General features: G+C 64.5%; 10 protein-coding genes and 1 pseudogene. 7 read left to right on the forward strand and 4 right to left on the reverse strand.

Annotated elements, in window-relative coordinates; genetic code table 11:
* Positions 1-39 precede the first annotated feature (39 nt).
* The 3 genes and pseudogenes from ACVV2G_RS25970 (at position 40) to ACVV2G_RS25980 (ending at position 3,376) form a co-directional block, all read left to right on the forward strand.
* Positions 40-1,374 carry an ROK family protein gene (locus ACVV2G_RS25970; protein ID WP_453845186.1) on the forward strand — a complete coding sequence of 445 codons (1,335 nt, stop codon included), beginning with the start codon at positions 40-42 and terminating at the stop codon, positions 1,372-1,374.
* Between the two features lie 662 nt (positions 1,375-2,036).
* Positions 2,037-3,115, forward strand: a pseudogene (locus tag ACVV2G_RS25975) (IS630 family transposase).
* Between the two features lie 90 nt (positions 3,116-3,205).
* Positions 3,206-3,376 carry a hypothetical protein gene (locus ACVV2G_RS25980; protein ID WP_359568388.1) on the forward strand — a complete coding sequence of 57 codons (171 nt, stop codon included), beginning with the start codon at positions 3,206-3,208 and terminating at the stop codon, positions 3,374-3,376.
* 38 nt (positions 3,377-3,414) lie between these two features.
* Here the strand turns inward: ACVV2G_RS25980 and ACVV2G_RS25985 are convergent, their stop codons facing one another.
* The 4 genes from ACVV2G_RS25985 to queC are packed head-to-tail and all read right to left on the reverse strand — an operon-like array spanning position 3,415 to position 5,890.
* Positions 3,415-4,182, reverse strand: a complete 768-nt coding sequence (locus ACVV2G_RS25985) for a GTP cyclohydrolase I FolE2 (protein WP_359568387.1) — start codon at positions 4,180-4,182, stop codon at positions 3,415-3,417.
* Between the two features lie 3 nt (positions 4,183-4,185).
* Complete coding sequence (gene queD / locus ACVV2G_RS25990; protein ID WP_030951629.1) at positions 4,186-4,542, reverse strand: 6-carboxytetrahydropterin synthase QueD; 357 nt, start codon at positions 4,540-4,542, stop codon at positions 4,186-4,188.
* A complete protein-coding gene (gene queE / locus ACVV2G_RS25995) occupies positions 4,542-5,177 on the reverse strand; it encodes a 7-carboxy-7-deazaguanine synthase (protein ID WP_453845187.1) in 636 nt (211 codons plus the stop codon). The genes queD and queE overlap by 1 nt, the downstream gene beginning before the upstream one ends.
* Positions 5,178-5,179: 2 nt before the next feature.
* Positions 5,180-5,890: a 7-cyano-7-deazaguanine synthase QueC gene (gene queC / locus ACVV2G_RS26000; RefSeq protein WP_453845188.1), complete on the reverse strand. Its 711-nt coding sequence runs from the start codon at positions 5,888-5,890 to the stop codon at positions 5,180-5,182.
* A gap of 538 nt (positions 5,891-6,428) precedes the next feature.
* Here queC and ACVV2G_RS26005 point away from each other — a divergent pair.
* Genes ACVV2G_RS26005 through dbpB (ACVV2G_RS26020) form a run of 4 tightly spaced genes read left to right on the forward strand, consistent with a single transcriptional unit; the run spans position 6,429 to position 10,421 of the window.
* Positions 6,429-6,887 (forward strand): hypothetical protein, encoded by a 459-nt coding sequence (locus tag ACVV2G_RS26005; protein WP_453845189.1) that lies wholly within the window; start codon positions 6,429-6,431, stop codon positions 6,885-6,887.
* Positions 6,884-8,026, forward strand: coding sequence for a DGQHR domain-containing protein DpdB (gene dbpB / locus ACVV2G_RS26010; RefSeq protein WP_389334847.1), 1,143 nt, complete (start codon positions 6,884-6,886; stop codon positions 8,024-8,026). The genes ACVV2G_RS26005 and dbpB (ACVV2G_RS26010) overlap by 4 nt, the downstream gene beginning before the upstream one ends.
* Positions 8,023-9,276: a tRNA-guanine transglycosylase DpdA gene (gene dpdA, locus ACVV2G_RS26015; RefSeq protein WP_435246662.1), complete on the forward strand. Its 1,254-nt coding sequence runs from the start codon at positions 8,023-8,025 to the stop codon at positions 9,274-9,276. The genes dbpB (ACVV2G_RS26010) and dpdA overlap by 4 nt, the downstream gene beginning before the upstream one ends.
* 47 nt (positions 9,277-9,323) lie before the next feature.
* Positions 9,324-10,421 (forward strand): DGQHR domain-containing protein DpdB, encoded by a 1,098-nt coding sequence (gene dbpB / locus ACVV2G_RS26020; protein WP_453845190.1) that lies wholly within the window; start codon positions 9,324-9,326, stop codon positions 10,419-10,421.
* The last annotated feature ends 23 nt before the right edge of the window (positions 10,422-10,444 follow it).

Below are 10,444 nucleotides of genomic sequence, written 5' to 3' on the forward strand. Positions count from 1 at the left end.
CCCCGAACGGCTCGTGGGGACGCCGGAGGAAGGGGCCGGATGGCCAGGTACAGCGGGCGAACAGTGCGTGACCTGCGCCGGGAGAGCCGAGCCGCCGTTCTGCAACGTTTGTATTTCGATGGGCCGATGAGCCGGCTCGCGCTCGGCCCGGCGGCCGGACTGAGTTCGGGTTCCGTCAGCAATGTCGTCACCGAGCTGATCACCGACGGGCTGCTGGAGGAGGCGGGCACCCTCGGCGCGGACGGCGGCCGGCCGCGCACGCTCGTCCGCGTCGCGGCGGAGCGGGGGCGCCTGATCGGCGTCGACGTCGGCGAGACCAGGGTGCGGGTCGAGCTGTTCGACCTGTCGATGTCCGAACTCTCGCGAGCCGAACGCCCGCTGCCGGGCCACGGCGCACGCTCCTACGACGTCGGCGTCGTCGCCGGGCTCATCCTGGACGGGGTCGAGGAGGTGCTCGGCGCGGCCGGCCCCGGGCGGACGCCCGGCGAACTCCTGGGCGTGGGCATCGGCGTGCCCGGCATCGTCGAGCGCACCGCCGACGGCGTTCTCGTGCACGGCCAGACCATCGGCTGGGACGCGGTTCCGCTGGAACGCCTGCTGCGCGACTCGGGGCGGCTGCCCGCCCACGTACCGCTCTTCGTCGACAACGGCGCCAAGACGCTGGGACAGGCCGAGATGTGGTTCGGCGGCGGACGCGGGGCGCGCAACGCCGTGGTCGTGCTCTTCGGCTCCGGCGTCGGCGCCTGCGTCGTCACCGACGAGGTGGAACAGGGGCGTGCCGTGGAGTGGGGGCATCTGACGGTACGGGTGCGGGGGCGCCGGTGCCGGTGCGGGGCGCGGGGGTGTCTGGAGGCGTACGCCGGTGCCCAGGCACTGCTCGCGCGCTGGCGCGAGGCGGGCGGGCAGCCGCCTCCCGGCGCCGACGAGGAGACCGCGCTCACCGCCATGCTGTCCGCCCCCCGCCCCGAGGACGGCGGCGAACCGGACCCGGTGGCGGCCGAGGTGCTCGACCGGACGGCCGAGTACCTGGGAGCGGGACTGGCCGACCTGATCAACCTCTTCCAGCCCGAGCGCGTCCTCGTCGGCGGCTGGGCCGGGCTCCAGCTCGGCGCGCCCTTCCTGACGGCGGTGCGGGCCCACGCGCTCGCCCACGCCCTGCGGCACCCCGCCGGCCGGGTCGGCATCTCCCTCGGCCGCCTCGGCCCGGACGCGGTGACCGTGGGCGCCGCCGTCCTGCCCCTCGCGGCGTTCTTCGCCCGCGGCGGCCGGCACGCACCGGCCGCCGCACCCGCACCGGTGCCGGCCTGGCGGGCGGCGCTCGGGGGGAGGCTGGCCGGGACGGGGGCACAGGGGGGCGGGAGGGGCGAGGCATGACGGGGCGGACGCGGTCACGGTGCCGCACGCCGGACGGGAGACAACGCGAGATGCCGGCCGGAATCTCTCCCGACCGGCATCTCGTCTCTGCCTGATCTTGTAACTTGACTTGTGGGACGTTCACGAGATCCCTTGACCAGGCGTAACAGAGCTAATTGATGTTGAGGTTCCCGCAGGCCGCATGATCATTCCCCGAGTGTATGCGCATGCAATTATCGCTGCGATGTACTTACGCCCCGTGGTGGCGACGGGGTCGGACAAGGCCGGGCTTATGCATCGTGGACGATCTGGAGCGCAAGAGTCTTGCCGTATGCAAGGCAGCTGCGGGTGACCGACGGGTGCGGCAGTGGAGATCACACCTTAGGGCTGGAGCCCTTCGATACCGCCCACGTGGCGGCGGAGCCGCCGGCTGAGCGTACGGTTGCCGAACTGGGGCACTGCGAGCCCGATAGCGAGGAGGAGGCGCACCCTCGCGCCCGTTGCCATCGGCGTCGACGCCTTCTCCGGAGACCAGGTGGACCTCTGCCGTCAGCTGGTCGCCAGAGGCTTAACCCCGGCTGCAGCTTTCAGGCACCGCTGAGCCGATACTGACTTCGGCTCGTCAGGGTGAATCTTCGAGAAGTCCCTGAAGGGCCTGGAGCGGTGGCTGTATCCCGTGGTGTGTGAGGTATGCGGATGGGGGCGGGCTGACCGCTGCGGGACGTCGGCGCCGGGAGACTGTAAGGATGCAGGCGGCTGAGCTGTTCGAGCAGAAGATCAAGCCGCCGGAGGTCGCACGGCGCCTGCGGGTGAGCCTGAAGTCGGCCTACCGGTGGCACCGGCTGTGGCGGGACGGCGGTCGTGAGGCCCTGGTCTCGCGCGGCCCGAGCGGGTCGCGATGCCGTTTGTCGCCGCGCTGCCTGGAGAAGCTCGCTGGGTATCTGGAGCAGGGGCCGGCCGCGCACGGCTGGGTGGAGGACCAGGTGTGGACCGCGGCGAGGGTGACCACGCTGATCGGCCGGAAGTTCCACGTCTCCTACAGCGTCTCGGGGGCCACACGGCTGATGCACCGGCTCGGCTTCAGCCCGCAGGTCCCCGCCCGGCGGGTCGCCGAACGCGACGAGCAGGCCGTGACCGTGTGGAAGGAGGCGACCTGGGCCGAGGTAAAAGAGCCCGGGCGGCCTGCGGGGGCTACATCTGCTTCGAGGACGAAGCCGGCTTCACCCGCAGGCCGCCCAGGGGACGCACCTGGGGCCGGCGCGGACACACTCCGGTCGTGACCGTCAGCGGGCGACGCTAGGGACGCCTGTCCGTGGCCGGACTGATCGCGATGCGGCCCGGCCCCCGCACCCGGCTGTGCCACCGCCTGCGCACCCACCCCGCAGGCAAAAGCAAGCGCCGCAGCATGGGCGAGCGGGACTTCATCGCGCTGATCGACGGCGTCCACCAGCTCGTCAAGGCGCCCATCGTGCTGGTCTGGGACCGGCTGAACACCCACGTCTCCCACGCCATGCGCGAGCTGATCGCCGAGCGGAGGTGGCTGACGGTGTTCCTGCTGCCCGCGTACTCGCCCGACCTCAACCCCGTCGAGTGGGTATGGGCACACGTCAAACGCAGCCTGGCCAACCTCGCCGTCGTCGCGCTCGACCGACTTGAAGCCCTCGTCCGCAATCGGCTCAAGCGCCTTCAGTACCGGCCAGACACCCTCGACGGCTTCATAGCTGGCACCGGCCTGGCCCTCGACGACCCAGCCTCACCCTGACAAGCCGAAGTCAGTAACTGACGTAGGCGATGCGCCGAGAAACAGGTACCCAGCACGGGACGTTGATGGCCCCCTGCCCCCGGATTCCTCATGCTGTTTGTCGAGCCGTTCGGCCGCATCCCCTGGTCGCTGACCGTGGACCTTGACCCGGCCTTCTTCCAGGTACGGCTCCAACAGATCAACGACTTCAACGTCCAGCAATGGATGCGAGTGCATGGACCACATCATCCACTGCTCTGTCGAGGCAACCACCCGATCTGAGTAGAACTATGCGGCAGTGGCTTCTGCCCAATGCTCCCTCACCCGGCGACGTATGCGACAGCGTCGTGGCTATGGATGCTTTCCAGATTGCGGACCCTCACCGAGTGACGAAGACCCCGCTCGCGGCAGACGTGGCTGACTTCACGGGCAATGTCTTCGACGAACACAGGGTGGTCGTACGCCTGCATCGTCAGCGCACGTTCATCCGGACGCTTCACCAAGGGCACGACGGGAGCGGACGCACACCGTTCCAAGAGTCGAACGGCCTGCTGCACCCCAAAGGGATAGGGAGTGTCCCCGTGCCCTGTCACGGACAGCGTGACGCGGCTGCGCTGGTTGTGGGCGCCGTAGTCAGAGATCGCTTTCGAGCACGGGCACAGACTGGTGACCTCGGTGGTAACCGACGTGATCACCGTCGTGTCTCCGTCGTCCCAGCGGCCGTCGAACCGGACATCGTGAACCTGGTACGACTCGGCGCCAGTCGCTGGCGCGACCACGGTCGTGCTCAACGGGACGGCTACCGACACCGCGAGCGCCGGTGCATCCAGGAGGTCCGCACCGACTTTCAGCACGTGCGGCAGCTTTCGCGGATCGAACCGGCGAAGGTGCTCGTGGGCGAGAGCCACCATGCGGCTCATGTGGGTGCCACGGCGGTCATGCTGGAGCCGTACGGTCACTTCGATCTCGGCGATGCCCTCCTGGCGAAGGTGGCCGTCTTCGAAGTACAGCGGGTAGCGCAGGCCGCTGATGCCGACCTCGTCGATCTCGATGCCGCGGGTGTCGGTCTCGTTTTGGATATCGTGCATCGCTCACTCGCCCCGATAGGTGCAGCCGGACGTGCACGTCTCGCGGACGGTGAGCGCGGAGAGGTCGGGCAGGGTCGGCTTCAGCCGCTCCCAGATCCAGCGGGCGAGGACCTCGCTCGTCGGGTTCTCCAGGCCCTCAATGTCGTTGAGGTAGTAATGATCGAGCTGCGCTTCGAGGGGCTTGAAGGCCTTCTTGAGGTCGCCGAAGTCCATGACCCAGCCCGACTCGGGGTCGACGGGAGCCTCGACATGGACGATGACCTTGTAGGAGTGGCCGTGCAGGCGCGCGCACTTGTGGCCCTCGGGCACGTTGGGCAAGCGATGTGCAGCTTCGAAGGTGAACTCGCGGAAGATTTCCATTACTGAATTCCCAGATACTTGTGCGTCTGGAGAGAGAGGATCCAGCGCGGGTTCTTCATGCAGTAGTCGACAGTCGCCCTGGTGTTGGCTTCAACGTCCGGGCCGTCCATGGGCTGGAGCCGGAAGTACCGGAAATCCAGGTGCTCGAACTGACGGGGGTCGCCGCCCAGTTGGGGGTAGACCAGTTTCAGTTCGTCTCCGCGGGTCACGACGAGTTCGGAGCCGATCTTGGGACTGACGCAGAGCCAGTCGATGCCGCTCGGCGGTACGCGGGTGCCGTTCGTCTCGACGGCCACCTCGAAGCCGCGGGCGTGCAGGGCGTCGATCGCCGCTTCGTCGAGTTGTAGGAGCGGTTCGCCGCCGGTGCACACCACGAAGCGGTGGCCCCTCGACGACGACGGCCATGCCTGCTCGACGGCTTGAGCGAGGTCGTCCGGGGTCCGGAACCGGCCGCCACCTTCCCCGTCGGTTCCGACGAAATCTGTGTCGCAGAACTGGCAGATCGCACGGTGACGATCCTTCTCCAGGCCCGTCCACAGATTGCACCGGGAGAAGCGGCAGAAGACGGCTGGACGGCCTGCGTGACTCCCTTCACCTTGCAGGGTGTAGAAGATCTCCTTGACCAGGTAGGTCATTCTCACGCGCCCTGGTACTGCACGGGGTCGGTGACGCCGGCCTCGGCGAAGCCCTTGAGGCGGAGCAGGCAGGTCTCGCAATGTCCGCATGCCCGCCCCTGCTCGTCCGGGTCGTAGCAAGAGGAGGTGAGGGAGTAGTCCACGCCGAGGCGCAGGCCCTCACGGACGATGTCGGCCTTCGACATGGCGATGAGCGGCGAGTGGAGCTTGAGACTCTGCGTACCCTCGACCCCGGCGCGGGTGGCCAAGTTGGCCATGCGCTCGTAGGCCTCCATGTACTCGGGGCGGCAGTCCGGGTAGCCGCTGTAGTCGACCGCGGTCACTCCGGTGAAGATGTCGCTCGCCCCAACCGTCTCCGCATAGGCGAGGGCGAAGGAGAGGAAGATCGTGTTGCGTGCCGGGACGTACGTAACGGGAACGCTGCTGCCGGTGTCTTTGTTTCCGGCGTCGTCCAGAGACTCGTGCTTCGGAACGTCGATGTCCGACGTGAGCGCGGATCCGCCGAAAACTCGCAGGTCGATGTCCGCGATGACGTGCCGAGCGACCCCTTGCGCCTCAGCCACGCGCTTCGCGGCCTCAAGCTCCACGCTGTGCCGCTGCCCGTAGCGGAAGCTCAGCGCGTACGGCGTGTAGCCCTGGTCCTTGGCGATCGCCAGAACGGTCGTTGAGTCCAGTCCGCCACTCAGTAGAACGATCGCGGGACGCTCCGCCATGCCTGCTCCTAGTTAGCTCCGTGTGTACTGCGGCAGCCTACGCGAAAAGTGACAGGTAGAGTAACGACAACAGACTGGTAGTTATGAGCGTCGGGAGCCGAGCCGCGTGAGGCAACTTTCACTTGTGGTCACATGTACGGACCGTAAGGCTGTAGCGCCGGAAGCCTCACTGCACGCAAGGTCACTGCCAGTTGGGACCGTGGAGGAACGCTCGACCATCTGGAAGGGGCGCGTCGCGGACGCCTCCGCTACCACTCCACTTGACAGGCTCTACTGCGGCGACCACTGGACACAGTCGCGTCGCCTCATCGCTACGGCCGCCAAGGCTGGTTTCGACGCACGGCTATGGGTCGCGTCCGCCGGCCTCGGCCTTCGGCCAGCATCCGAGCCGGCCCCGGCATACGCGGCGACATTCAGCACGCGACACGCTGACTCGGTAGCCACCTCTGCGGATGGAAGCGCCCAGTGGTGGAAGCACCTGCAAGAGGGACAAAGTCGCACAACATTGCAGGAACTCGGAAAAAGCGGTCCAATCTTGATGGTTCTGTCCGAGGTCTACGCGAAGGCCATGGAAGCCGAACTCCGAGCTCTAGGTGCCGTTGCGAGCGAGGCGCTGCTGGTAGGCGGTGTCGAAGAGATCCCCGGCATCCGAAGAGTCGCCTCCGATGCACGGCTGCGACTCGCGCTCGGCGGAACCCTCACGAGCCTCAATGTCCGCATGGCCGCTTCCTGGCTCCAGCACTGCGAAGACAGTCGGCTGACCTCTGAGCCCACCAGTTCCGCCTGGCACGAATGGGCGTCGGCTGTACCGAAACCGGAACAACTCAACCGTCAGCCTATGGCCGATGCAGAGGTCATCGCCTTCATCAGGCAGGAGCTGGGGGCTCAACCGGGCGTCTCACGGACGCGGCTGTTGCGGATCTTGCGCGACAGCGGCCGAGCATGTGAACAGAGCAGGTTTGCCACCTTGTTCAAGCGAACCATGGGGGATCAGTGACCGAGAACCTCATCACACGCAGAGCTCTGCGGATCAATCAGCACCCCGACATCCCCTTGTACCTTTTTGCCTTGGAAGCCGGAGAAGTCGACCTCGTAGCCGACGTTGCGCGGATCTCACGCGATGAGGCCGGAAAGCTCCTCGGCTACCAGCGCCCCGAAAAGAAGCAGCACGTAAAGCAGATCTTGGAGTATCTGGACGGGGACGAGGTGCTGTTTCCGAACGGACTCATCCTCGCACTTCCATCCTCAGTACGTTTCAGAGGAAGCCGCGGCCCGAACCCGAGCGACGGCCTTGCAACCATCGGGATGCTTGAGATCCCACTGCCAGAGTCACGGGAGGCTCCACGTCCGGCTCTGATCGTTGATGGCCAGCAGCGGAGCCTGGCTCTTGCGCGTACCCGGAATGCCAAGTTGCCTATCACAGTGGCTGGCTTCGTTTCCGAAGATCTGCATGTCCAGCGCGAGCAATTTTTGCGGGTAAATACAGTGTCGCCACTTCCCAGCGACCTGGTCTCCGAACTCCTGCCGGAAGTGAACACTCAGCTTCCTACCAAGCTCTCATCTCGAAAGCTTCCGGCGATCTTGGTGAATGCACTAAGCCAGGATGCCGACTCACCCTTTAAGGGCCTTATCAAACAAGCGTCGACGACAGCTAGCAGGAAATCTGAGACTGTCGTTAAGGACAACAGCCTGCTTCAGGCGATCACCGCGTCATTGTCGCCTTCTGGGGTGCTCTTCCCATACAAAGACTTGTCCAGCGGAACCATCGATACGAGCACTATTCGCAAGATCCTCGTCGTTTACTGGACGGCCGTGCGGGACACCTTTCCTGACGCCTGGGGAATCTCTCCCAATAAGAGCCGATTGATGCACGGCGTCGGCATTCGGTCAATGGGACAGCTCATGGATCGCGTCATGGAGCGAGTGATGTTTGAAGTAGACATCAACTCGGACGAGGCCTACAGCAAGGTCATGGCCGAATTGGCCCTGGTCGAACCCTACTGCCGCTGGACCAAGGGGCGCTGGCCAGAGATTAACTACAACTGGAACGAATTGGAGAACATCACAAAGCACATCAACATCCTGTCAAATTACCTGATTCGCGTTTACCAGAAGGCAAGGATGGGCGCAGCGTGAGGTTCTACTTCCCGGACAGCCAGGACCAGGTCAGTCCGAGTTATGACTTCCTCAATGACGAGTATTCTCCTTTTCGCGTCCGGCAACGGGACGATTTCTACGCCCATCAGGCTGTGAAGCCGGCACCTTATGACGGCATCCTGGTCAGCAAGGCCATTGTCGACGGGTCCGTCAAGGGGGCGGGCAAGTACAGCGCACCGCAGCGTGAACGTCTCTACCGGCTTGGTGTGCGGAATTTCTTCCGGCTTCCCACGACGATGAGCAGCCTGGGAGACTGCGGAGCCTTCAACTATATCGACGAAGAGCGCCCACCCTATACGGTTGATCAGGTACTCGACTTCTATATCGGCTGCAAGTTCAACTCCGGAATCAGTATCGACCACGTAATCTTCGGATATGATCCCGAACTCGCCGAAGAGGATGCAAACCCTGCATGGGTAAAGCGACGTGAGATCTCGCTGGAGTTGGCTGAAGAATTCATCGCTGCTGTCAGATCACGCAATTCCAAGATCCTCGAAGAAGACGACAAGCTCGAACCGGTCGGCGCAGCACAGGGCTGGAGCCCGGACAGCTACGCCGACAGCGTTGCCCGACTTCAGAAAATGGGCTACAAGCGGATCGCCCTAGGCGGCATGGTCCCACTGAAGACGCCCGAGATCGTGGCGTGCCTGAAGAGGATTGCACAAGTTCGCGCAGAAGGAGTTGACTTCCATCTCCTCGGAATCACTCGCGTCGACAGCATGGAAGAATTTGCGAAATTCCACGTAGAAAGCTTCGATAGCACTTCTGCTTTCCGTCAGGCCTTTATGGATGAACGCAACAACTATCACACCGCAGACACGGCCTACACGGCGATTCGCGTTCCGCAGGTCGACGGAAATCCAGCTCTCAAGCGACTGATCCTGGCCGGCGTCGTATCCCAATCCGAAGCAATCAAGGCCGAGCGAGAGTGCCTTCAACTGCTACGTGATTACGACAAGGATTTGGTGGATGCCTCAGAGGTCTTGGATGCCTTGCGCCGCTACCAGGTGCTCCTCGGTGATGCCAAGAAGCTGAAGCAGTTGGACAACCAACTGAAGCGATACGGCGCCACGCTGGCTGACAGGCCATGGAAGCACTGCACATGCGACCTCTGCCGGGAACACAAGATCGAGATGGTCATATTCCGTGGGTCCGAGCGTAACAAGCGCCGCGGATTCCATAACATGACGGTACTCGAAGCAAAGATGCGCAAGCTGTCGTTCACATAATCACCCAGAACGCGCATAACACCCAAAGTAACCCAACAGGAGATGATGTGGCCGACCGCTACGAGTTGAAGCTACCCGCCCTCAAGATCCTCCAAGGCATCAAGGAGATCTACTGCTTCGCCGTCGACGGCAAGAAACTGCATGACTTCGCCGCCGTATCGCGCATCCGCCGTGATGACCAGAAGCGGTTGCAGGGGTACCAGCGGCCCGAGGTCCTCAGCCACATCCGCTCAATCCGCCGCTACCTCGAGTCCGAGGGAGCAATGCTCCCTAACGCCGTGGTCCTCGCGTTCGACGAGCGGGTGAGGTTCGAACCAGCGGTCCGCGGCGGCGATGTGAAGTACTCCATCCCGGGCGAGCTGATCATCCCGGTCGACGAGTCACTGGCTGACGACGAGAAGCCGGCCTGGCTCGTGGACGGACAGCAGCGCAGCGCCGCCATCAGGGACGCTGACCTCGCTGAGTTCCCTGTCGCCGCCGTGGGCTTCATCGCATCCGGGCAGGAAGAGCAGCGGTCGCAGTTCATCCTGGTCAACTCCACCAAGCCGCTCCCCAAGGGACTCGTGTACGAGCTCCTGCCCGAGACCACTGGCCAGCTGCCGCGCTCTCTCGCGCGCAGGGCACTCGCCGCGAGGCTCATGGTCCACCTGAATATGGGGGACGGTCCCTTCAGCGGAAGGATCAGCAGTCCCACATCCCCGACCGGAGACATCAAGGACAACAGCGTTCTGAAGATGCTGGAGCACAGCATCTACGAGGGCGCCTTGTACCAATACCGCAACGCCACCGACGGCACCGGGGACGAAGAGCGGATGCTGGCCCACCTGCTGGCCTTCTGGACGCCAGTGGCAAGCATCTTCCGCGACGCGTGGGGGAAGCCCCCGAAGGAGTCCAGGCTGACCCATGGGGTGGGCATCCAGGCGATGGGCTTCGTCATGGACCGGCTCACTGCGGATGTCCCGGTCGACAAGGTCGATTGGGATGACGTTCGTGCCATTCTGCGTGGGCTGGAAGAGCACGTGGCCTGGACCTCGGGGAAATGGAACTTCGGAGATGACCATCAGCTCAACTGGAACAGCCTGCAGAATACGTCCAAGGACGTACGGCTGCTCAGCAGCTATCTGCAAGCCCGAGTCAGCGCATAGCCCATAGCTCGCGCCTTGCTGCG

The organism is Streptomyces sp. JK94 (assembly GCF_053613315.1).

Bases quoted from the DNA above. Each gene is read 5' to 3' on its own strand.
- ACVV2G_RS26005 (WP_453845189.1), top strand. From the start codon at position 6,429: ATGGTTCTGTCCGAGGTCTACGCGAAGGCCATGGAAGCCGAACTCCGA.
- queC (WP_453845188.1), bottom strand. From the start codon at position 5,890: ATGGCGGAGCGTCCCGCGATCGTTCTACTGAGTGGCGGACTGGACTCA.
- ACVV2G_RS25970 (WP_453845186.1), top strand. From the start codon at position 40: ATGGCCAGGTACAGCGGGCGAACAGTGCGTGACCTGCGCCGGGAGAGC.
- queE (WP_453845187.1), bottom strand. From the start codon at position 5,177: ATGACCTACCTGGTCAAGGAGATCTTCTACACCCTGCAAGGTGAAGGG.
- queD (WP_030951629.1), bottom strand. From the start codon at position 4,542: ATGGAAATCTTCCGCGAGTTCACCTTCGAAGCTGCACATCGCTTGCCC.
- ACVV2G_RS25985 (WP_359568387.1), bottom strand. From the start codon at position 4,182: ATGCACGATATCCAAAACGAGACCGACACCCGCGGCATCGAGATCGAC.
- ACVV2G_RS25980 (WP_359568388.1), top strand. From the start codon at position 3,206: ATGCTGTTTGTCGAGCCGTTCGGCCGCATCCCCTGGTCGCTGACCGTG.